This is a genomic window from Providencia sp. PROV189, assembly GCF_028480065.1.
GTDB lineage: Bacteria > Pseudomonadota > Gammaproteobacteria > Enterobacterales > Enterobacteriaceae > Providencia > Providencia stuartii.
Map to the genome: position 1 here is coordinate 1 of NZ_JAMPOG010000006.1, position 23,247 is coordinate 23,247.

The window sequence follows — 23,247 nt, forward strand, 5'->3', positions numbered from 1 at the left end:
GGCTGATTTGCCCTGCCGTCATACGGTGAACGGTCTCGGGCAATCCGGTGTTAAATTCACCCGCGCGGTGCTGTTCACTGAGTGAATAGCCCTGTTCGCGACAAAAATCTTTCAACGATTTATCTTTGCCTTGAATCGCCGTCGGAGGAGATAGGGTGGTCAGTGCATCCGCCAGTGACTGCGGCTCAAGGGTTAAAGTATACGGGCGTGCCGTCATGCCTTCGGCGTGTATTAGCCCTTGCGTATCACTGCTGCCCGCTAAGGTGCGCCCTGTGCCACGTTCGGATAAAGTATAAGCCACGCCAATTAATGGTTGTCCTTTATCATCCACCAATTGCAGGTTAATCCAAAATCGGTAGTTGTCACAGATAATGCAAGATTCTGTTTTTTGACTCATGACGGCTCCGTTGTCGAGGGTATCCAGCCCAATTGTTGGGCATAGTCGGTAAACTGGGCGAGGGTGCGTGTGGCGACGTTACCGGCTAATATGGGGGAGATATGCAACCAACCGACCAAGCGTTCGTGCAATTGCCCTACAGGGGTGTCGAGCGCCAGTGCGTTATCAGGTTGGTTCTCCCACAATTCACAAGCGAGGTTTTCTGCCATCAGTTGGATGCACGTTTCAGAGTTCTCCCACGCCGTTTGTAAATGCTCACCCAAGGTAAACGGGTGCACTTTCAGCTCGGGTATCAGCGGCGGACGGTCACGGGCGGGCGATATCAGGCAGACAGGTTGTGTGTCAGTATCCAGCATCACTTCATGCACCGGGTTCATCAACACATACCAATCCGCTTCGCGCATGCTGGGTATCAAGATATTGGCGATGCGGCTGTCCATTAAGCGTAATACCACCATTTCGCCATCCAGTTTCACTAATTGACGTTGTTGCCAATGGTGTAACTGCGCGTCCCACGCCATCGGGCTGCGGTAAGCCCAGCCCCAACTGGGGTCACTGAAGCCTTTGCGGTCAAGCAGCTGCCCGAGTGGGACGGCGGCGCTCGGTTTCAATTTCACCAACCACGGACTTTGTGCGATTAAATGGGCCAAGGGGGTGCCGTTATACAGCGGAAACGCCTGTTCAATCCAATCGTTGGCAAACAGCACATCCGTCGGGTTGGGCTGCGCCAAGGTATTGAGCAGTAAATACACCGGGTCACGGTGAGGCTCACTCAACCACGTTGTCCAAGGCGTCGGTCTCATGCATTGCCTCCGTTGGGTTTAATCACCCAACTGCCAGTGGCTTGAGCTTGCATCGCACAGTACGGTTTGATGGGGTATGGCGGAGGTGCAAACGGAGCCACCCCGTCAGGGAGCTGAAGATTGACCGCTTGCCCTGAGCCGCCTCCACTGTCACCAATCGCCACATTGCCCGAGGTAAACACGTTGCTCGGGGTGATGCGCACAAAGCTGCCACCGACTTTAAGCGTGATTTCGGTGGCGGCTTCAATCACCACTTTGCCTTGGCTGCTCAGATGGGTTTCTTGTCCGCTTTCACTGACCAATGCACCATCCACTTGCTGATGGTAAGCCCCCAGCACTTGCTGAAAAACATCGCCTTCGGTTAACGCTTTTTGCGTGCCTTTGACATGGAGGTGGTCATCACCCGCAATCTCAGCGTAGCGATGTTGGTCAATGCGCTGTTTGCTGTCCCGCTGAATATGAGTGTGATTATCGTTTTGAATGTGCACATTCATATCACGCTGTGCGTGAAAATAGATTTCTTCGTATCCGGCTTTGTCTTCAAAACGCAATTCATTAAACCCTTCGCCTTTATGAGTACAAGTTTTAAAGGTGGTACGCGTTTTTTCGTTGGGTAAATTTAACGGTGGTTTATTGCGTCCATTGTAGGTGCACCCCGTGACAATCGGCCTATCAATATCCCCATTCAGGTAACTGACTAAAACCTGTTGCCCGACGTGAGGAATACTCATAAACCCATAGCCATTGCCACTCCAGCCGTGTGACACTGGCACCCAGCAGGAGGCGCCGTGGTCGGGCGTGCCGCGTCTATCCCAATGGAAATAGACCACCACTTCCCCTTTGCTGTTGGTATAGATTTCCTCTCCCGGAGGCCCCACAACTGTCGCTAACTCATCACCATCAGCAGTCGGTTTATAACGATACGGCGGTCGCCACTCTTGCGTCTCTGGGATAAACGACACACTGTTGGACAACTGCGTTCCTTCGCCGCCACTGTTGTCGGCAAGGGGTTGTACGCCGTGATGTGATACCCTGACCACCTGCCAACGCTTATTCATACGCTCATTGGGGTGATTGGTTAAAGTAAACATCTTACCGGGGTGCAAGGCAAAACAGTTGGTGCTGGCGTGCCCCATTTGACGGTTATTTTGCGATTGTTCATAACGAATTTGATTGAACGTTTCCCCTTCCGCGTCTTCTTGGAAGCGACCATAACTTTCGAACACTTCGTGTTGGTGGTGCACGTCACCAACGACTTGATGGCTGAGCGGGTGAGAAGGTCGCTGTTGATTGTAATCTTTATCAATACGAATATCGCTGCACAGCTGCTCGGCATAGCGCCATGTAGTAGCAGTACTGTCGGTAGTATCAGTATCGGCTTGCGGGTTATAAGTGAGGGTAATCCCTGCCGTCATTCCTAAATGGCGGTCGCTGTAAAACAGTTTCGGGCCTTCCTCAAACCAAAAGGTAATCCCTTCTTCGGCGGCGAGGCGGCACCAAAAATCATACATCGTTTCACGCTTTTGGGTAATGTACGGGCGTTCAAGGTGCTCTTCGGGATGATAAAACAATTTATCGTGTTTAATGTGCGATTCATTCAGCAAGGTTTCTAATATCTTTGGTACGGTGGTATCTTGGAAAATACGGCTGTCTTGCTTGAGAGTCATCACCCACATTTCTGGGCGTATAACAAATTTATACCATGTTTTCACTCCATCGGTATTCAGATTCTCGGCGCTTGCCAATAAGCCTTGTACCTCACGAATTTTTATCCCATCCCGCTTCACAGTCAAGGAAGAAGCCCCGCCTAATATATCATGGAAATCCACATCAAGTAGGGAGCTGACCGCATGAAGAGTTAAAGTAAATAGTTCTGACAACCCCTCTTGTAGATCAAATTCGGTAACCTGAAAGGTGTCATCGGGAAGCCCATCGATACGACAGTTAAACACCAAACCAGAGTTTAATTCCCCGTTATACCATGCTTTCAAGAAGGGATCTCGCTTCGCGGTACGGCGTTCTTGTTCCACATAAGCCCTGCCAGCTGGTGTCATTTTGACTGGAGGTGGGTTAGCGGATTTACTTGAGTTTTGAGTGGACATACATGCTCCGTTTGAGGATCATACCGCGCCACAAACTACTATTGATAAAAACCATTCATCGCGAATGAGTCATGGCTAATAGTAGAAAATCACGATTAAACCTCGACAATAACCAGCAATAAGCAACCAGATAAATAAGTTGTTCGATGTATCAATGTATCCAACCGCGATACTTAAATTTAAGTTAAGTATCCTACAAAACGAAACAATTTCGGTAAAGGCGCCAAGATCACATTTTCAGATAATCATTATTGGAGTAATAAATAAAATTAAAATACCAATAAAAAAACAAATATAGGCTTTTATATCGTTTTTTTGAAAATTCTTTTCTCATAAACACCCGCTTTTCTGTAAATAGATAACTTACCTCTAGAGCTAATCTTCATTTACAGCAGCTAAAGAGTAATATAATGTGACATTCGGCTATAATACTGGTCACACCGCTTTAAAAAGCCGTTGTATTTCTTTAATAGGAAAATAGACAACATTATGAATTCTTGGCCTTATCCTAAAATTGTTGCCCATCGTGGTGGTGGCAGACTCGCTCCTGAAAATACACTCGCAGCCATTGATATTGGCGCAAAATATGGACATACCATGATCGAGTTTGATGCCAAACTTTCCCATGATGATCAAATCTTTTTATTACATGATGATACTCTTGAGCGCACCAGTGATGGTCATGGTATTGCAGGGGAATTAAATTGGGAGCAATTATCAAATATCGATGCTGGAAGCTGGTATGGTCCAGAATTCGCCAAAGAGCGGCTGCCTTTACTCTCTGAGGTCGCAAAACGTTGTCAGCAACATGGAATGATGGCAAATATTGAGATCAAACCAACGACAGGCTTGGAAGCTAAAACAGGTCAAATTGTTGCGCTTGCAGCTCGTCAACTGTGGCAAGGACAAACAGCCCCATTGATTTCATCTTTCTCAATTGAAGCACTAATTTCGGCTCAACAATACGCTCCTGAACTACCGAGAGGGTTATTATTAGATGAATGGCGAGATGATTGGCAAACCCTTACAACACAGCTTGATTGTGTCTCCATCCATTTAGATCATACATTATTGGATGAAAAACGCGTAAAACGCTTAAAAGAGGCTGGCTTATACATTTTAGTTTATACCGTTAATGACCCTGCGCGTGCTTCGCGACTTTTAAACTGGGGAGTTGATGCAATTTGTACGGATGCGATTGATATCATTGGCCCCAACTTTGGTGCCTAATTAAATAGATTACATACTGATCTATAGATACCTACTATTTCACTCGCCGCATAATTAAAAAGCATAAAGCCAGCATTGAATCTCACTTCTGGCTTTATGCTTATCACGATGAAGATTGCTATCCCCCGACTCTAATTTGCTTTTAACGATGGAGCTGATTGAAAAATAGTGCAACCGCCTTAGTGATGTTTTTGGGTACCGTGTTTAATTATGACTGATATTAATTTTTAATGCTGCGGCAATTGCGATAGGCGAAAATGTCACGCTCCCCACTAACAATGCAGCTAGAATCGCAAAATAACTCCCCAAAGGCATATTAAAACTATACGCTTCCATTGTTCCCGTTGCATAAATGAGCACAGGAATATACAGCGGCAGCACCAGTAAACTCACGAGTACTCCCCCTTTTTTCAGAGATACCGTTAAAGCAGCCCCTATTGCACCAATAAAGCTCAGGATCGGTGTACCTAGCAACAAAGTACCTGCAAGTACAGAAAGGGTATTCGCGTCAAAAGAGAGCATTAAAGCTGCTATTGGTGAAAGTAAAATTAGCGGCACTCCAGTTACCAGCCAGTGAGCAATCACTTTAGCTAATACCGTTAAAAATAGTGGATGCGGTGCGAGCAACAGTTGTTCTAACGAACCATCCAGATAGTCATCTTTAAAGAGACGTTCGAGCGATAATAAAGAAGAAAGCACCGCGGCTACCCAAAAAATGCCAACAGCGATACGTGCTAATAACTGAGGCTCAGGCCCTATGCTCAATGGAAATAACGTAATAACAATTAAGAAGAACCATAATGGGTTTACCAATTCAGAAAAACTTCTAAATGCTATTTTTAGTTCTCTTTTAATCACTAGCCAAAACATTATTCATATCCGCCCGTCAGTTTTAAGGATCCAAAATGCCCCGACATAGCTTGATGAGAAGTAAAAAGAATGATCCCACCTTGTTCAGCATGCTGATGAAAGCGTTCGGTAAGACGTTTCACGCCTGCGACATCAATAGCAGTAAAAGGCTCATCCAACACCCACAAAGGAGCTTCACTTAACCATAACCTTGCAAGATTCACTCGCCTTTGTTGCCCCGCTGATAACTGACCAACAGGAACATCTTCATAGCCAATGAGTGACACTTCTTCGAGAGCCGACCACAAACTATCCCCGGCAGGATGGCGATGCTGCATCTGATAATAAAACTGTAGGTTCTCATAAGGAGTGAGTAGTGATTTAACGGCTGGCTTGTGCCCTAAGTAAAGTAATTGACGAGTAAAATCTTCTTTTAACTGATGAATCGAATATTGCTCCCACAAAATATCCCCTTCATCGGGTTTTAACAGCCCAGCCACCATACGTAATAAGGTCGTTTTACCCGCACCATTAGGCCCTTCAACTTGTAAAATTTGGCCGGGCAATACGGTGAAATCCAGCTTTTGAAAAAGCATCCTGTTTTGCCGCTGACAACTGATTTGCTCGGCAGTTAACATAGTGTTTTATTCCTGTTATTCGTTTTTCGCCACTTTATTTAACAGAATATCACTAATACTGTCATTTGATATTGTTTCACCGCAAAGCACTTTCATCAAAACTTCGCCTCCTAAAGAAGATAATGAAAACAGCATGTCGGGGTTAAGCAGGCGAATTTTATCTATATTGCTTTCTTGGTTAACCAATACCACCGTTTTTACACCTTCACCAGCAAGTTGTTTTATCCCTAAGAGAACAAAAGTACTTAAGGCGTCGCTATCTGTCATCACTAATACATATTTTGCCTGTTTAACATTCGATTCGGCTAATAGCGCTGTATCTGTAGGGTCACCAGTGACGATATTATCTTTCTCAGGATAATGTGCGCGATGACTTTCTTGGCAGATCACCGCAACTGGCAGTTCGCGATTTTTTAACCCTTCATACATGCTTACCGCCATTGGCGTACTACCAATTACAACATAATGATTTTTCATATAAGAAAACCTCTTGCGAACAATTTCCTTTGTTCCTTTAGCTAACAGCCCTACAACATAAACCACTGATGTTGTAAAAATTGTAATACCAAGAATAATGACCGTAACAGTAAATACCCGAGCATCTGTAGAGACTGGCACTATATCGCCGAAACCGACGGTCGTCATACAAACTAACGCGAAATAAAATGCCGTGGTTCCATCTTTAACGACAGGTAGAAATTCATTACCAATATAGAGTGTGCCAAAAATGGAATAAAGCAATAATGCAATGATACAAGTTATCGCCACAAATCCCGCACTGGTTAAGCTGTGATGATGATAACGCTTCCAAAAAAAGCTCAACGCCAAAAAAAGGACCAGCGAAAAATAACCTTGATGAAGGTTTTCCGTTGCAATTTTTAAATCAACAAACGAAATAATGGCCAGTAAAAGCAGTGAAAACACCCATGCAATTCGGGCGCCATTAAGCATGAAAAAAGATAAAAATATCAATGAAATTCCTAACAAAAAACGAGGGATATCAAGCAACTTCATAAAGCCGAGAGATTTAAGCCACTCACTAAACCCATTCGCTCGCCAATCAATATAGTCAGTATAAGCCCCCAATATAGGCTTAATAATCATAAAACCATCAAAAATGATAAGTATTGAGATGATTAAACGGATAAATAAGGATGATTTCAGAAAAGCAATAAACGCGTTATCTGACATTTTTCCTTCACCCTCTGCTCAGATAAGATTACATAAAGTCTATATAACACATGTTGGTCATTGATGTTAGTTAGAATGCCGTTCTTCGGTTGATTTTATTGGTATAACCGACATATCCCTATATCAACTGATACAGTTCCATTTTTATACTTAGGAGAAATAAAATATAAAAAAAGCCTAACTATCAAACTGAAGCTATCTTAATTTGACTTTATTTCCTGTGTAAAATTAAACCAAATATCAACCAAATCTCATCAATTATTAGTTGTTTATTTTATTGAACTTAATTTCTAAGATAATATCTAAAAATCGATTTTTGGCGTTTTTTCTTATTACCTAACATGACTTAAGAATAAGAGTTCAATAAATTATGGTTAATTCTACGCAAGCAAAGAGATTTAGCTGGACAGCTTTACTGTGGTTGCTCATCTATTTCTGGTATTTCTCATCATTGCTCCAAATCTATGTTGTTGTTACAGGACAAAGTAACACCGTCGGATTAAGAGACTCTTTACTGTACAGCACACTCTGGTTAATCCCTGCGCTCTTTTTCCCTAGAAGGATCAAATTAGTTGCCGGCATTATCGGTATCATTCTTTGGCTTTCATCTGTCATTGCACTCGCTTATTTTGTCGTCTATGGGCATCAGATCTCACAAAGCGTCATGTTTGTGATGTTTGAAACAAATACAAATGAAGCAGGTGAATTTTTAAGGCAATACATTAGCTTTAAGGTTATCGCGGTTATATTGATTTATACTTTGGTCGCGATTTTCTTATGGTCACGACTAAAACCAGTGACCATGCCAGTGTCAGCGAGATGTGGTGTCTCTTTGCTCGTGCTAATCATCTTATTTGGCGTGCCTTATTATAATAAAGGAATTAAACAAGATAGGCCGTTCGCCAATGTCATGTCTTATGTGAATAGTAAACTTGCCTATGCTGCGCCTTGGCAATTTGTTAGTGGCTATTTTCTCTATAAAAACCAGTTAGCCAATATGGAAGAACTGATCCGTGATAACAGTAAGATCCCGCCATTAGAAAACTTTATCGATGCTAATGGCAATACGCCGAGAACTTTTGTTTTGGTCATTGGTGAATCAACAAGTCGCGATAGGATGAGCTTATATGGTTATAAACGCCCAACAACACCAGAGCTTGAGCAGCTAAAACAACAGTATCCCGATAATTTGTCTGTATTTAACGATGTCGTGACCTCTCGTCCTTATACAATAGAGGCGCTCCAGCAAATTCTCACGTTTGCCTCTCAAACTGAGCCCGAGTTATTTAATTCGCGCCCTTCAATCATGAATATGATGAAGCAAGCTGGATTTAAAACTTTTTGGATCACAAACCAACAGACAATGACGGAGCGTAATACGCTATTAACCGCTTTTTCTCGACAAACAGATAAACAATATTACTTAAATAACGATATGGCCCAAAGTTCACGTATTTACGATGAAGTTGTGCTAGCCCCGTTTAAAGAAGCTCTGGCCGACCCTGCTGAGAAAAAATTTATTGTTGTTCACCTACTTGGAACCCATATGCGATATGAGTTCCGTTACCCTGAAGATAAAGCCATCTTTAAAGGTAAAGATAGTCTGGTGCCAAGTAACCTCAAAGAGAGCCAAGTCGAAGATTACAATGCTTACGACAACGCACAACACTACAATGATTATATTGTTTCCACATTAATTAAAGATTTTGATTCATCAAAAGAAAATGGCTTTTTAGTCTTTTTCTCTGATCATGGTGAAGATGTCTTTGATACACCTCCTCATGAAACTTTAGGTCGTAGTGAAGGTAAACCAAGTCGTGTGATCTACAATGTTCCATTCCTAGTATGGCAATCTCCTGAATGGTTACAAAGCCATAATTTTAATTTGAACAGTAAAACCGATAGGCCTTATAGCACCATGGATTTTATCTACTCATGGTCTGATCTCGCGGGCTTTAACTACAAAGGCTACACTCCTCAGAAAAGCCTATTTAGTGACGAATACCAACCACAGCCGCGTTACATTGGTGACCCTGAGAATAAATCCTCTTTGATGCTGTATGATGATTTGAAAAAATAATTTGTCAGTAAAGCATCTTCTACCTAAGACGAAGAGCCTTTAGCGGCTCTTCATCTTTTTATTAAGAAACGTGATAGTTACTGAATTTTGCCATCTTGCCGAATAAATTTGACTTCGCCTTGCCAAAACTCAGCAAGAAAAACAGATTCGGGCTTATCGATCCCATGTTTAACCATCTGTTTATTTAACCACTCTTCGTCTTTTTCTATCGATTGCAATTCATTTAGCCTAACAACACCATCTTTCATAATAATCACTGATGGCATATTTGTTGGATCACAAATAACCGTTAATTGCCCATCTGGTTCAATCTGGGCATAATAGATTTCTTGGAATGAATGAACCCCTTGTGCATGAATTCTTGAGGATATATTCAAAATATCAATTTTATTCCCTTTTTCTAATATATTTTCCATAATAAAGTTTCCTTTACTAATAATAGGGATAGGATTGCCGATAGTCACGTTGCGAATAAAGTTAAATTTTTTAGTTAAATAGTTTAGCCCTGATATAAAAAACACACCTATAAAGAGTAAAGTGATGTACTGATATAATGGGATTGTATCGCTATAAATCACACCACCAATAATTCCACCTAACACAAAATTCCCAATAAAATCAATAGGTGTCATCTGTGACAGCTGCGTTTTCCCAGACAAATTCATATGAGTAAGAACAATGGCAAAACCAATGATAAACTTGACTACAACAAGCATATAGTAATAACTCATATAAGACTTCCTTTCGTATACTCACGTTTTTATGAATTTTAGTTAAAGAAACCAGCATATTATTTTTTTGCTAATATCCAAGATTAATTATAGCGAAATAATAAAGCTCGTCTTTTTTATTAAGTTAAATATTGATATCAAGCATTAAAATCACTATTTTGCTGATAATGCTACCTTTTTATTTCAGGTAACTTTCAGAGACAACTGATTTTTAATTATTAAAAATATGAGTTATATTTATAACATGCTATTGATAGCAGATCCGTATCCACTTACATCATGCTAAAGGAAATATTTATGAAAAAGAAAATATTAAGTTCTCTTATTCTAGCAGGTATTATCGCTATGGCGGCAGGTTGTGATGATTCATCAAAGACAGATCAAACGATGAAACAAACTGAAGAAAAAGTGGAGCAATTAAAAGATGCTGGTGAGCAAAAAGCAGCCGAACTTAAGGATAGTGCAGAAGCAAAAGCGAATGACCTTCAAAAACAAGCTTCAGAAAAAGCGGATGAAATTGCAGATAAGGCTAAAGAAGTAAAAGAAGCTAGCGAACAAAAAGCAGCTGAGCTTAAAGAGAACGCCACAGAGAAAGCTAATGAATTGAAAGAAGCTAGCGAGCAAAAAGCGGCTGAGCTTAAAGAGAGCGCTACAGAGAAAGCCGATGAATTAAAAAAGGCTAGCGAGCAAAAAATCTCTGAATTTAAAAATAGTGCCACAGAGAAAGCTAACGAACTTGAAAAACAAGCTTCAGCTAAGGCAGATGAGCTATCTGATAAAGCTAAAGAGCTAAAAGATGCGGCTGATAAAAAATCAGATGAATTAACTGAATCGGCAAAAAATAAGCTATCAGAAACAAATGATAAAATAGCAGAAAAAAGCCAAGAAGTGAAAACAGACTCAATCAATAAAGCAGATGAACTAGCGACTGATGCCAAAAATAAAACTGAAGAATTAAAAGCAGAAAACAAATAACTATCTGTGCTAGATAACTCGGTTTATTCTCAAAGCAGGTCTACGCTGGCCTGCTTTTTTTATATTTTTATGCTGAGAAAGTAAAGCACACAAAACCATGTCCTGTTCCCCCTCAATTCTGGTATAACAATTTAAAACCGAAATAATATAAACACGTTACCTTATAAATTGGAGACAACATGCAAGTGAGATATAGCCTTGGGTATACTGATCCTAAAATCGTTAATCACGCTTTAGCGCTTCGCCAACAAGTTTTTACCCATGAACAAGGCTTTCCTGCTGAAATCGATGTAGATGTATATGATGATGATGCATTACATGTGGTGCTATACCTAGAAAATAGCCCTGTTGCTGTACTACGTTGTATTTTACAAGCCGACAAAGTGATAAAAGTGGGCAGAGTCGCGGTACTTAAACAATATCGAGGCAAAGGCTTTGGACGTAAGTTAATGAAATTTGTTGAGCAGTACGCTATCGAGAACCAATTTCATGCTGTAGGACTATCTGCACAACATACCGCAATCGCCTTTTACGAAACATTAGGCTATCACACACAAGGCGAAATGTATGACGAAGATGGTATGGATCATATCTATATGGTTCTACCGTTAATTTAAGTTCTAACGCCTTGAATTTTCCATATCACCCCTTATGATCAATAAAGTGATGCTTTTTTGTACGAGGTGATTATGGCAAATGGTTGGGCTAACGAAAATGCGGTTCAAGAACAAATTGATGCCACTCTTGATGACGCTATCGCTAAGGCTCGCAGTCAACTCCATTCAGGCGAAAGTGCTGAATACTGTGTTGAATGTGGTGAGCCTATTCCTCTCGCCCGCCGCAAGGCACTCCCTGGCGTACAGCTCTGTATCACTTGCCAAAATGCCGCCGATCAAAAAAGTGCCACATTTAGTGGTTATAATCGCCGAGGGAGTAAAGATAGTCAGTTACGGTGAATATGCCCTATTCCTAAATAACACCGAAACTCTACCAATATTTATTTCTACCTAAAATCCGAATATTAATGTTAATTTAATTAACCTTTCTAAGCTTTTTATCTAACTTTTTGTTAAATAGTTAAAAAGATAACAACAATGATAGTTAATAATGTGATTTATAAGGCTATATTTTTATGAAAACATAGAGGTTTTTCCTGTTTATTTGAAACCAGTCTCGATATATGGCAATATATCCGCCGGTTTTTTCGCAAATGGAGTAATAACAGCTAAAAAAACATTTGATAGCAACGGGCGCAATAACCGTTTTTATCGCTATCTCTGCAAACTGTTTCATTATTGTTCTTTCTACTGTTTCCCCACTGGGAACCCTTTCGCAATTTCATTGTTTCATTAAGAAGGACAGCGCGTTGCATACCCAACAGATTATTGGTATGTCAAAAATAAAATAAATCAAAGAAGGTTGTTATGAGTCAAAACGATACTGATTCTAAAAAAAATCGCTCAAAAATTAGTCCCCCGGTATTTTATACCTCTGCACTTGTGATTATGGTTATTGTTGGTTTTGCCGCCATCATGCCGGAAGTAGCAGAATCTCATCTAAGTCATCTTCAACAAAACCTATTCAATAATGCTAGCTGGTTCTATATTCTAGCCGTCGCTATCATTCTTTTGAGTGTGACTTATCTGGGACTCTCTCGTTATGGACAGATAAAACTCGGCCCCGATCACGCACAACCTAATTTTAGCTATGTGTCTTGGTTTGCCATGCTGTTTTCCGCAGGTATGGGGATAGGGTTAATGTTCTTTGGTGTTGCAGAGCCTGTAATGCACTACCTCAACCCACCAGTCGGTGATCCGCAAACGGTTGAAGCCGCGAAAGAGGCAATGCGTTTGACCTTCTTCCATTGGGGCTTACACGCTTGGGCGATTTACGCCATTGTGGCGCTGATTTTAGCCTTTTTTAGCTACCGCCATGGGTTACCGCTGACCCTCCGCTCCGCACTGTATCCTATTATTGGTGATCGTATTTATGGCCCTATTGGCCACTTTGTCGATATTTTCGCGGTTGTCGGTACTGTTTTTGGGGTTGCGACATCATTAGGCTTTGGCGTATTGCAGGTTAATGCAGGGATGAATCACCTGTTTGGTCTGCCTGTTAGCCCAACCGTACAAGTTATTCTGATCGTTGTCTTTACTGGCCTTGCGACGCTGTCTGTGGTTTCAGGCCTAGATAAAGGGATCCGCATTCTTTCTGAATTAAACTTAGGTTTAGCCTTTATATTGATGCTGCTGGTGTTGATCTTAGGGCCAACCGTTTTATTACTGAAATCATTTGTTGAAAACACAGGTGGTTATCTATCCGAGATAGTCAACAAAACCTTTAACTTGTATGCCTATGAGCCTAAATCCAGTGATTGGTTAGGTGGTTGGACATTACTTTATTGGGGTTGGTGGCTCTCTTGGTCGCCATTTGTTGGGATGTTTATCGCGCGAATTTCACGTGGACGTACTATTCGTGAGTTCGTCACTGGCGTTCTATTTGTTCCTGCTGGCTTTACCTTGATGTGGATGACGTTCTTCGGTAATTCCGCCATTAACCTGATTAAAAACCAAGATGCCGTTAAACTGGCAGAAACAGTGCAATCAGATGTTTCACTCGCCCTGTTTGAATTTTTAACCTACTTCCCTTTCTCTACCGTACTGTCATTTTTTGCTATGCTGATGGTGGTCGTCTTCTTTGTCACTTCGGCTGACTCTGGGGCAATGGTTGTTGATACTTTAGCATCGGGTGGTGATTCAAATACCCCAGTTTGGCAGCGTATTTTCTGGGCTGGCTTAATGGGTGTCGTTGCTATCACATTATTACTTGCAGGTGGCTTACAAGCACTACAAACCTTAACTATTGCCAGCGCCTTACCGTTTGCGATGGTACTATTAGCAGCAATTTATGGCTTATTTAAAGCATTGCGTATTGATGCTTATAAACGTGATAGCCAACAATTAGCCACAATTGCTCCGACAGCGAGCCGCAATCCAATTCCATGGCAACGACGCTTACGTAATATCGCGTATTTCCCAAAACGTAACCAAGTAAAACGTTTTCTCGGTGAGGTTGTTCATCCATCGATGGAAATGGTCTCAGAGGAGCTTGAGAAGCAGAATACGACTTGCCATATCTATAATGATAAAGATGATAGGATTGGCTTCGAGGTCGATTTAGGTGAGGATATGAACTTCCTATATGAAGTTCGCTTGCGCTACTATGTCCAACCTTCTTTTGCCCTTTCTGGCATGGGAACAGAGAGCGATGATGAAAAAAGCGAAGAGCAGAAATATTATCGTGCAGAGGTTCACCTTAAAGAAGGTGGGCAAGACTATGATGTTATGGGCTGGACCAAAGAACAGGTCATCCATGATATTCTCGACCAGTACGAAAAACATATTCACTTCCTACATCTACTAGGTAAGTAAACAACGAAAAGCCCCCTAATCAGAATGTTGCTGATTAGGGGGCAATTTATTTATTGCCCACGACATGCGAAATTCGCCCTAAGCGCTCTCTTTTTTATCCGCAATATGGCTGTAATCAGGGCTTTCTAAAGCAATTAATTCATCCAGCAGTGCGGTTAATTGTTGCATTTTCTCCTGAGAAAATGCCTGCTCAATTTTTTGATAGCCCTCTTCCACTTCTTGACGTGCTTTATCGTACAATGTTTGACCACTAGGCGTCAGAGAAACATAGAGCTTACGCTGATCATTGAGTGGCTTTAAGCGAAAAATTAACCCTTCCCGCTCCATACGTGTCAAAATCCCTGTCAAACTTGGACGAAGAATACAGGTTTGAACTGATAACTCATGGAAATCAATAGAGCGTTTATCGGCAAGTACTCGGATAATACGCCATTGCTGTTCAGTCAAATTGTATGACTTTAAAATAGGGCGAAAGAACCCCATAGCGGTCTCTCTTGCCTGTAATAATGCAATTGTCAATGATTCATGCATAAGTTTAAAACTCACCACTCTAAAATGTTTATTTAATACCAATTAAATTGGTATTACACAATCTATTGCGTCTTTACACCGCAAATTTACCTTTAGTGATAGCCTATTCTATCCACTTAAAACCAAGGTTAGCACGGTAAAATAACAATCACAAAGAAAAACCCCAAAATATTAATGAGTAAACAATTCAACAGCAAACCAAAAAGTTAATAAAAAGTTACAATAAAAATTCAAAAAAAATATCAGAATACTGAATATCAATAGGTTACATAAAAACCTTCTGAATATGTTAAAGAGATCACAATTAAAATTAACAATTTCTCTAGCCTATTGCCAATTACCACTTTATACATTATTAATATATTAACAATCATTCGAAATCATCGTTTTCCTAATAAGGAGTTGTCAATGAAAGGCACTGTATTTGCCGTTGCCCTCAATCATCAAAGCCAAGTGGCTCACTGGCATGAGGCATTCGGGCAAGCCCCTTATAAAACCCCACCAAAAACACCTGTGTGGTTTATAAAGCCGCGTAATACTCGGATCAATTCAGGGGAGCCTATTTTGCACCCTGCCGGTGAAGTGGTGCAAAGTGGTGCAACGCTAGCACTGGTTATTGGTAAAGATGCACGTAAAGTCAGCCAGTCAGAAGCCAAAAATTATATTGCGGGCTTTGCATTAGCAAATGAAGTCAGCCTACCTGAAGACTCATTTTATCGTCCTGCTATCAAAGCAAAATGCTGTGATAGTTTCTGCCCTATTGGGGAAATGGTTGAAACAACATTAACTGCCCCTGTCGACATTATCACCCTCATCAATGGTAAAGAAGCTGACCGTTGGTCTACAAAAGATCTGGTTCGTGATGCCAGTGAGTTAGTTGCCGCACTTAGTGAATTTGCCACGTTAAAAGCGGGTGATGTGATACTGATGGGCACGCCTCATCAACGCGTCACCATTCAGCCTGGTGATGAAGTCACTGTTCAAGCAGAAGGCTTTCCGAGCCTAAGCAATAACGTTGTTGTGGCAGGAGGACAATAATGAAACACGCAAAAATTCGTTACCAAGGTACTGAGTATTCCGTTACGGTTGGTGAAAACGAGCAAATCACATTACCAAATGGCCAAGTTATTGCAGGCGATGATGCTAATGTTGAATGGTTACCTCCTGTTAGAGGCACACTGTTCGCACTGGGCTTAAATTATGCCGACCATGCTACTGAACTTGATTTCAAGCCACCTGAAGAGCCTCTGATTTTTATCAAAGCAGATAACACATTAACAGGCCATCGCCAAGTTTCAGTGCGCCCCGATAATGTTGACTATATGCATTATGAGTCAGAGCTTGTTGTGGTCATTGGTAAAGCGGCATACAAAGTATCACAAGAAGATGCGATGGATTATGTTGCAGGCTACACCGTATGTAATGATTATGCGATCCGTGACTATTTAGAAAATTACTATCGCCCCAACCTGCGTGTTAAAAGCCGTGACACTTTAACGCCTATCGGTCCATGGGTTATCGATAAAGATCAGGTTAAAGATCCCCATAACCTTGCGCTATATACCTATGTAAACGGTGAGTTGCGCCAGAAAGGAACCACTGCTGATCTCATTTTCAATATCCCATTTTTAATTTCCTATCTCAGTGATTTTATGACACTGCAACCGGGTGACATGATCGCAACAGGAACACCAAAAGGCCTTTCTGATGTCGTACCTGGTGATGAAGTGATCGTTGAAGTTGAGGGTGTAGGCCGGCTGATTAACTATATTGTCAGCGAAAAAGAATATGAGGAACGAGTGTAATGACTAAGATTAACCATTGGATCAATGGCAAAAATGTTGCCAGCAAAGAATATTTCCAAACCACCAACCCTGCAACAGGTGAAGTACTCGCTGAAGTGGCTTCTGGTGGTCAAGATGAAATAAATCAAGCCGTTGCGGCAGCCAAAGAGGCATTCCCTAAATGGGCTAATACGCCAATGAAAGAGCGTGCTCGTTTGATGCGCCGTCTTGGTGAATTGATCGACCAAAACGTCCCTGAAATTGCAGAAATGGAAACTCAGGATACAGGTTTGCCAATTCATCAAACCAAAAATGTGTTGATCCCTCGTGCTTCACATAACTTTGAGTTTTTTGCCGAAGTCTGCCAACAGATGAATGGTCGTACCTACCCTGTTGACGACAAAATGATGAACTACACCCTGATCCAACCTGTTGGTGTCTGTGCACTGATCTCCCCTTGGAACGTGCCATTCATGACGGCAACATGGAAAACAGCACCTTGTTTAGCCCTAGGTAACACCGCTGTTTTAAAAATGTCTGAACTGTCACCATTATCAGCAAACCGTTTAGGTGAGCTGGCATTAGAAGCGGGGATCCCTGCTGGCGTACTTAACGTTGTGCAAGGTTACGGCAGCACAGCAGGTGACGCTCTAGTCAAACACCATGACGTTCGTGCCGTTTCCTTTACTGGTGGAACAGCAACAGGCCGCGTGATCATGCAAAACGCGGGTCTGAAAAAATATTCGATGGAACTTGGCGGCAAATCCCCTGTTCTGATATTTGAAGATGCCGATATCGAACGTGCATTAGATGCGGCTCTGTTTACCATTTTCTCAATTAATGGTGAACGTTGTACTGCCGGTTCTCGTATTTTCATCCAAAAAAGTATCTACCCTGAATTTGTTAAGCGCTTCGCTGAGCGCGCTAATCGCCTAATTGTCGGCGACCCAACGGATCCAAAAACACAAGTTGGTGCACTGATCAGTGAACAGCATTGGAACAAGGTATCCGGCTATATTCGCCTTGGTGTAGAAGAAGGGGCAACATTACTGGCTGGTGGCCCAGACAAGCCAACCGACCTACCTGCACATCTGAAAAATGGTAACTTCTTACGCCCGACCGTATTAGCAGATGTCGATAACCGTATGCGTGTTGCGCAAGAAGAGATCTTTGGGCCAGTTGCCTGCTTGATCCCATTCAAGTCAGAAGAAGATGGCCTACGTATGGCAAATGATGTTGAGTATGGTCTCGCATCTTATATTTGGACACAAGATGTCAGCAAGATCCTTCGCTTATCACGCAACATTGAAGCCGGTATGGTGTTTGTTAATACACAAAACGTACGTGATTTACGTCAACCATTTGGTGGCGTTAAAGCCTCTGGTGTTGGTCGTGAAGGCGGTGAATATAGCTTTGAAGTTTTTGCAGAAATGAAGAACGTTTGTATTTCCTTCGGGGATCACAACATTCCTCGTTGGGGTGTTTAATTTATTGAGATATTTAGTTTATTGGAAATTCAATAATAAATATTTAATCTAACTTATGCCCTAAATAATTCGGGCTGTAGCGAAAAATCACTCACACGCTACAGCTCGAAATATCACGGGGGAGGTAAAAACTTATGGGTAAATTAGCACTTGCGGCAAAAATAACGCATGTTCCATCCATGTACTTGTCAGAATTACCCGGCAAACATCATGGCTGCCGCCAATCCGCCATTGACGGTCATAAAGAGATCAGCCGCCGCTGCCGCGAACTTGGTGTTGATACTATTATTGTTTTTGATACTCACTGGTTAGTTAACAGTGCATATCACATCAACTGTGCCGATCACTTTAAAGGGATCTATACGAGTAACGAACTCCCTCATTTTATTCGTGATATGGAATATGAATATGATGGTAACTCCGAGCTTGGTCGCATGATCGGTGAAGAAGCCCGTAAACTAGGCGTTCGTGCTCAATCCCACGAAATCCCAAGCCTAACGTTAGAATATGCCACCTTAGTTCCTATGCGCTATATGAATAGTGATCGCCACTTTAAAGTGATCTCTATTTCTGCATTTTGCACCTCTCACAGTTTTGAAGACAGCCGTAAATTAGGCGAAGCCGTACTCACAGCCATCGAAAAATATGATGGCACGGTTGCTGTACTCGCGAGTGGCTCATTATCGCATCGCTTTATTGATGACCATCGTGCAGAAGAAGGGATGAACAATTATACCCGTGAATTTGATGAGCAAATGGATAAGCGTGTCGTCAAATTGTGGCGTGAAGGCCGTTTTAGTGAGTTCTGTAAGATGCTGCCGGAATACGCTGACTACTGTTATGGCGAAGGTCATATGCACGATACGGTGATGCTATTAGGCATGCTAGGTTGGGATAAATATGCAGAAAAAGTTGAAGTGCTGACCGATTTGTTCGCCAGTTCAGGTACCGGACAAATTAACGCTATTTTCCCGTTGCCAAGCTATATCACCGATAAACAAAAAGTCAGTGCGTAAGGAGTCGTCATGCCGCATTTTATTGCTGAGTGTACCGACAATATCCGTGAACAAGCGAATTTGCCTGAGCTATTTTCCAAGGTAAATAGTGCATTAGCAGGAACTGGTATTTTTCCTTTAGGCGGCATTCGTAGCCGTGCTATTTGGTTAGATACTTGGCAGATGGCTGATGGTAAACATGATTACGCCTTTGTCCATATGACACTCAAAATTGGTTCAGGGCGTTCTCTTGAAGATCGTCAAAAAACAGGTGAGATGCTATTTACCCTCATCAAAGAACACTTTGCTCAGTTAATGAGTGATAGGTATCTCGCTCTATCATTTACCATGGAAGAGCTTGATCCCGTGTTGAATTACAAACAAAACAATGTTCACGCTTTATTTAAATAAGGAAGCCTGATGCCGACGCCATTCGATAAACAGATCCCTCGCTACTTGATCCCATTATTAGGGTCACTGGTTGCATTTGGGCCATTATCGATAGATATGTATCTGCCTGCTCTGCCGCAAATGGGAAATGACCTCCAGGCGAGCCAAGGGCAGATGCAGTATACACTCGGCGCATTCTTTGCTGGCTTCTGTATTGGCATGTTGTTTTATGGGCCACTCAGCGACATTCTTGGTCGCCGTAAGATGCTGTTAAGTGGCCTAACTATTTTTACGCTCGCAAGTTTACTGTGCGCGCAAGCCTCTTCGGCTGACGCATTAATTGCTTTTCGTGCGTTACAAGCCTTCGGTAGTGGAGCCGCCATTGTCATGGCACGAGCCATTGCTCGAGACGTTTACCCAACAGGTGAACTGCCTAAAGTTTTATCTTTGATGACGTTAGTCACTATGATAGCGCCCTTACTGGCTCCCCTACTCGGTGGCTTTTTATTAATTCACTTTCAGTGGCAAGCGATCTTCTATCTTCTTGCACTGATAGGTCTTTGTTCTGCAAGTTGTATTTTCTTCTTGCTTCCTGAAACCTTGACACCACAGAAAGAATCTAAAAATTTACTCAGTGTCGCGTTTCAAAATTACGCTCAAGTTTTAAGCGATAGAGAAGCACTGAGTATTATCGGTACGATGGCATTCTCTTTTGCGGGTATGTTTGCCTTTATCAGCGGCTCTCCCTTTGTTTATATCAACTATTTTGGCGTATCGGAGCAGCACTACGGTTTATTATTCGGCTGTAATATTCTCGGGATGATAGTGGTATTACTACTGAATGTCAGACTGCTCAAAGTATACAGTTTAACTCGCATACTCTGCCTACAAAGTGGTGCGCAATTACTGTTTGGGCTATTACTACTCATTTTCTACCAGCAAAGCCTGCCTATTATTGTTATTCTGGTGGTGCTGTTTTTATCGATGGTCAATGCTATCGGTACAAATAGCTTATCACTGTTATTGCAGCATCGAGGAAAAATTGCCGGTAGCGCCAGTGCGCTTGCTATTTCGATTCAATTTGCATTGGCGGCGCTGGCAAGTGTTGCAGTTTCTGTACTACAGGATGAATCCCCATTTGCTATGGCACTGGTTATGGCTGTCTGTGCCGGATTAAGTTTCACAAGCCAACGTTTCTCGGCTAAAAATGTCCGCTCACAGTTAGTCTCAGTGCCTTCGGAGAAAAAAGAAAAATGAGTATCAATGTCAATTCTACCTTATTCCGCCAGCAGGCTTATATCAACGGTCAATGGGTTAACGCCAACGACAATAGTCAATTCGATGTCACTAACCCTGCGAACGGTGAAGTCATTGCAAAAGTCAGTAATGTAGGTGCAGCACAAACCCAACAAGCGATTGATGCTGCGGAAAAAGCCCTACCCGCTTGGCGTGCTAAAAGTGCCAAAGAGCGTAGCCAAATTCTTAATAAGTGGTTCCAATTGATGATGGAAAACCAAAAAGAGCTTGCAGAGCTACTCAGTTGGGAGCAAGGCAAATCCATCACAGAATCAATGGGTGAAATCGCCTATGGTGCAAGCTTTATTGAGTGGTTTGCCGAGGAAGGTAAACGCGTTTATGGCGAAACAATCCCATCTCCACTTCCTGGTCGCCGCTTAGTGACGATTAAACAGCCTGTGGGTGTGGTCGCTGCGATTACGCCATGGAACTTCCCAAATGCCATGATCACCCGTAAGGTTGGCCCAGCACTGGCGGCAGGATGTACGATGGTACTGAAACCTGCGGCTGAGACCCCATTATCAGCATTAGCACTAGCCGCATTAGGTGAAGAAGCTGGTATCCCAGCAGGGGTGTTCAACATCGTGCCAGGTACAGATGCAAAAGCCATTGGTGGTGTACTCACATCAAGTCCTGTTGTTCGTAAACTGACTTTCACTGGCTCCACACGCGTTGGCAAATTACTGATGGCGCAATGTGCCGATACAGTGAAAAAGCTATCATTGGAGCTCGGTGGCAATGCGCCTTTTATCGTGTTTGACGATGCCGACCTTGATGCCGCCGTACAGGGCGCATTAGCGGCTAAATTCCGCAACAGCGGGCAAACCTGTGTTTGTGCTAACCGTATTTTAGTTCAAGAAGGCGTCTATGATGAATTTGCTAAACGCTTAGCAAAAGCAGTCACTGAGCTAAAAATCGGCCCAGCAACTCAAGCCGATTCACAACAAGGCCCTCTGATTAACCAAGCTGCGGTTGATAAAGTCACCGAGCATATTGCAGATGCGGTTTCTAAAGGCGCACGCGTACTGGCAGGCGGTAAACCTGCTTCATTAGGCGGATTGTTCTTCGAGCCAACCGTATTAGCAGACGTCACTGAATCTATGATCGTCGCCAAAGAAGAGACTTTTGGTCCATTGGCGCCTCTGTTTAAGTTCCGCGATGAACAAGAAGCCATTGATTTAGCAAATGATACCGAATTTGGTCTGGCTTCCTATTTCTATTCTAGAGATATCGGCCGCATCTACCGTGTTGCAGAAGCACTCGAAAGCGGCATGGTCGGTATCAATGAAGGCATTATCTCAAATGAAGTTGCCCCATTTGGTGGCATTAAGCAGTCAGGGCTGGGGCGTGAAGGTTCACGTTACGGAATTGAAGACTATCTGGAAGTGAAATATCTCTGCTTCGGTGGGCTATCTACAAACTAATTTGACCTTTACAGATTAGCGCACTGCCATCTGGCAGTGCGGGTTAGAAAGCGCCCAACGTTTCTTGCGTGATAAGCAGAGTTCAACAGGAGCAATACTCGCATGTTACAAAAAGATGTCATATCGCAAGTTGCACAGCGCCTTAATCAGGCCGAGAAAACACGTGAACAGATCCGTCAGATTTCATTGGATCATCCACAAATCACCATTGAAGACGCATACGCTATTCAACGTGAATGGGTTGGCCTAAAAATCGCTGAAGGTCGTTCACTGAAAGGCCATAAAATTGGCTTAACATCGAAAGCTATGCAGGCTAGTTCTCAAATTGATGAACCTGACTACGGTGCACTTCTCGACGATATGTTTTTTGACGATGGTTGTGAAATTCCAACAGATCGTTTTATCGTTCCACGTATTGAAGTTGAGCTAGCATTTGTTTTAGCAAAACCCTTAAGTGGCCCAAACTGCACCCTGTTTGATGTTTATAACGCAACTGATTATGTCATACCGGCACTTGAGCTTATTGATGCCCGTTGCCACGGTATTGATCCTGAAACAAAGCGCCCACGCAAAGTATTCGATACCATTTCAGATAATGCGGCGAATGCGGCGGTGATCTTAGGGGGGAGACCAATCAAACCTCGCGACCTTGATTTACGATGGATCAGTGCATTGCTGTACCGTAACGGTGTTATTGAAGAGTCTGGCGTCGCGGCTGCGGTACTTAACCACCCTGCAAACGGGGTTGCTTGGCTGGCAAATAAACTCGCGCCACACAACGTCCAACTAGAAGCTGGCCAAATCATTTTAGGTGGCTCATTTACTCGACCGGTTCCTGCTCGTAAAGGGGATGTATTTCATGTGGACTACGGCGTGATGGGTTCCGTCAGTTGCCGCTTCGTATAAGGAGATC

The 23,247-nt window shown here is 42.6% G+C and carries 21 protein-coding genes and 1 pseudogene; 14 read left to right on the forward strand and 8 right to left on the reverse strand.

Annotated elements, in window-relative coordinates; all coding sequences use genetic code 11:
• The 3 genes and pseudogenes from PR833_RS05530 to PR833_RS05540 form a co-directional block, all read right to left on the reverse strand.
• A pseudogene (locus tag PR833_RS05530) lies at positions 1-397 on the reverse strand (S-type pyocin domain-containing protein); the annotation flags it as partial.
• Positions 394-1,200, reverse strand: coding sequence for a DUF4123 domain-containing protein (locus tag PR833_RS05535; protein ID WP_004927410.1), 807 nt, complete (start codon positions 1,198-1,200; stop codon positions 394-396). The pseudogene PR833_RS05530 and the gene PR833_RS05535, both read right to left, overlap by 4 nt.
• On the reverse strand, positions 1,197-3,302 hold the full coding sequence (locus PR833_RS05540) for a type VI secretion system Vgr family protein (RefSeq protein ID WP_249890696.1): 2,106 nt from the start codon (positions 3,300-3,302) through the stop codon (positions 1,197-1,199). Before PR833_RS05540 ends, PR833_RS05535 begins: the two co-directional genes overlap by 4 nt.
• A 489-nt stretch (positions 3,303-3,791) precedes the next feature.
• Between PR833_RS05540 and ugpQ the strand changes: the two genes are divergently transcribed.
• The gene (gene ugpQ, locus PR833_RS05545) at positions 3,792-4,532 is read left to right on the forward strand and encodes a glycerophosphodiester phosphodiesterase (protein WP_004927402.1); all 741 of its coding nucleotides are present in this window, start codon (positions 3,792-3,794) and stop codon (positions 4,530-4,532) included.
• A gap of 204 nt (positions 4,533-4,736) precedes the next feature.
• On the opposite strand, the gene ccmB is transcribed toward ugpQ, so the two are convergent.
• Genes ccmB through PR833_RS05560 form a run of 3 tightly spaced genes read right to left on the reverse strand, consistent with a single transcriptional unit; the run spans position 4,737 to position 7,210 of the window.
• On the reverse strand, positions 4,737-5,402 hold the full coding sequence (ccmB, locus tag PR833_RS05550; RefSeq protein WP_004927397.1) for a heme exporter protein CcmB: 666 nt from the start codon (positions 5,400-5,402) through the stop codon (positions 4,737-4,739).
• Entirely contained in the window at positions 5,402-6,019 is a 618-nt protein-coding gene (gene ccmA / locus PR833_RS05555) for a cytochrome c biogenesis heme-transporting ATPase CcmA (RefSeq protein ID WP_014656733.1), read from the reverse strand. Before ccmA ends, ccmB begins: the two co-directional genes overlap by 1 nt.
• Before the next feature lie 15 nt (positions 6,020-6,034).
• Positions 6,035-7,210, reverse strand: a complete 1,176-nt coding sequence (locus PR833_RS05560) for an ion channel (protein ID WP_004927391.1) — start codon at positions 7,208-7,210, stop codon at positions 6,035-6,037.
• Positions 7,211-7,580: 370 nt separating this feature from the next.
• Here PR833_RS05560 and PR833_RS05565 point away from each other — a divergent pair, with 370 nt between their 5' ends.
• Positions 7,581-9,290, forward strand: coding sequence for a phosphoethanolamine transferase CptA (locus PR833_RS05565; protein WP_004927389.1), 1,710 nt, complete (start codon positions 7,581-7,583; stop codon positions 9,288-9,290).
• Positions 9,291-9,367: 77 nt separating this feature from the next.
• On the opposite strand, the gene PR833_RS05570 is transcribed toward PR833_RS05565, so the two are convergent.
• The gene (locus PR833_RS05570; RefSeq protein ID WP_014656734.1) at positions 9,368-10,021 is read right to left on the reverse strand and encodes a DUF421 domain-containing protein; all 654 of its coding nucleotides are present in this window, start codon (positions 10,019-10,021) and stop codon (positions 9,368-9,370) included.
• Positions 10,022-10,318: 297 nt separating this feature from the next.
• Between PR833_RS05570 and PR833_RS05575 the strand changes: the two genes are divergently transcribed.
• The 4 genes from PR833_RS05575 to PR833_RS05590 all read left to right on the forward strand — a co-directional run bounded on the left by PR833_RS05575 (position 10,319) and on the right by PR833_RS05590 (position 14,427).
• The gene (locus tag PR833_RS05575) at positions 10,319-10,996 is read left to right on the forward strand and encodes a hypothetical protein (protein ID WP_036941715.1); all 678 of its coding nucleotides are present in this window, start codon (positions 10,319-10,321) and stop codon (positions 10,994-10,996) included.
• Between the two features lie 179 nt (positions 10,997-11,175).
• The gene (locus tag PR833_RS05580; RefSeq protein WP_154598485.1) at positions 11,176-11,613 is read left to right on the forward strand and encodes a GNAT family N-acetyltransferase; all 438 of its coding nucleotides are present in this window, start codon (positions 11,176-11,178) and stop codon (positions 11,611-11,613) included.
• A gap of 72 nt (positions 11,614-11,685) precedes the next feature.
• Positions 11,686-11,952 carry a DksA/TraR family C4-type zinc finger protein gene (locus PR833_RS05585; protein ID WP_004927380.1) on the forward strand — a complete coding sequence of 89 codons (267 nt, stop codon included), beginning with the start codon at positions 11,686-11,688 and terminating at the stop codon, positions 11,950-11,952.
• Between the two features lie 468 nt (positions 11,953-12,420).
• Positions 12,421-14,427: a BCCT family transporter gene (locus tag PR833_RS05590; protein WP_014656736.1), complete on the forward strand. Its 2,007-nt coding sequence runs from the start codon at positions 12,421-12,423 to the stop codon at positions 14,425-14,427.
• A gap of 78 nt (positions 14,428-14,505) precedes the next feature.
• On the opposite strand, the gene hpaR is transcribed toward PR833_RS05590, so the two are convergent.
• A complete protein-coding gene (gene hpaR, locus PR833_RS05595) occupies positions 14,506-14,958 on the reverse strand; it encodes a homoprotocatechuate degradation operon regulator HpaR (RefSeq protein ID WP_004927374.1) in 453 nt (150 codons plus the stop codon).
• Between the two features lie 408 nt (positions 14,959-15,366).
• Here hpaR and PR833_RS05600 point away from each other — a divergent pair, with 408 nt between their 5' ends.
• From PR833_RS05600 to hpaH, 8 genes are all read left to right on the forward strand, one after another.
• A complete protein-coding gene (locus tag PR833_RS05600; RefSeq protein WP_004927370.1) occupies positions 15,367-15,996 on the forward strand; it encodes a fumarylacetoacetate hydrolase family protein in 630 nt (209 codons plus the stop codon).
• Positions 15,996-16,763: a fumarylacetoacetate hydrolase family protein gene (locus tag PR833_RS05605; RefSeq protein WP_004927367.1), complete on the forward strand. Its 768-nt coding sequence runs from the start codon at positions 15,996-15,998 to the stop codon at positions 16,761-16,763. The genes PR833_RS05600 and PR833_RS05605 overlap by 1 nt, the downstream gene beginning before the upstream one ends.
• Entirely contained in the window at positions 16,763-18,229 is a 1,467-nt protein-coding gene (hpaE, locus tag PR833_RS05610; protein ID WP_272525951.1) for a 5-carboxymethyl-2-hydroxymuconate semialdehyde dehydrogenase, read from the forward strand. Before PR833_RS05605 ends, hpaE begins: the two co-directional genes overlap by 1 nt.
• A 134-nt stretch (positions 18,230-18,363) precedes the next feature.
• On the forward strand, positions 18,364-19,245 hold the full coding sequence (gene hpaD, locus PR833_RS05615; protein WP_004927362.1) for a 3,4-dihydroxyphenylacetate 2,3-dioxygenase: 882 nt from the start codon (positions 18,364-18,366) through the stop codon (positions 19,243-19,245).
• 9 nt (positions 19,246-19,254) lie between these two features.
• A complete protein-coding gene (locus PR833_RS05620) occupies positions 19,255-19,635 on the forward strand; it encodes a 5-carboxymethyl-2-hydroxymuconate Delta-isomerase (protein ID WP_004927358.1) in 381 nt (126 codons plus the stop codon).
• Between the two features lie 9 nt (positions 19,636-19,644).
• Positions 19,645-20,871 (forward strand): Bcr/CflA family multidrug efflux MFS transporter, encoded by a 1,227-nt coding sequence (locus tag PR833_RS05625; protein WP_004927355.1) that lies wholly within the window; start codon positions 19,645-19,647, stop codon positions 20,869-20,871.
• On the forward strand, positions 20,868-22,334 hold the full coding sequence (locus PR833_RS05630) for an NAD-dependent succinate-semialdehyde dehydrogenase (RefSeq protein WP_004927350.1): 1,467 nt from the start codon (positions 20,868-20,870) through the stop codon (positions 22,332-22,334). The genes PR833_RS05625 and PR833_RS05630 overlap by 4 nt, the downstream gene beginning before the upstream one ends.
• A 102-nt stretch (positions 22,335-22,436) precedes the next feature.
• The gene (hpaH, locus tag PR833_RS05635) at positions 22,437-23,240 is read left to right on the forward strand and encodes a 2-oxo-hept-4-ene-1,7-dioate hydratase (protein WP_004927346.1); all 804 of its coding nucleotides are present in this window, start codon (positions 22,437-22,439) and stop codon (positions 23,238-23,240) included.
• Positions 23,241-23,247 lie beyond the last annotated feature (7 nt).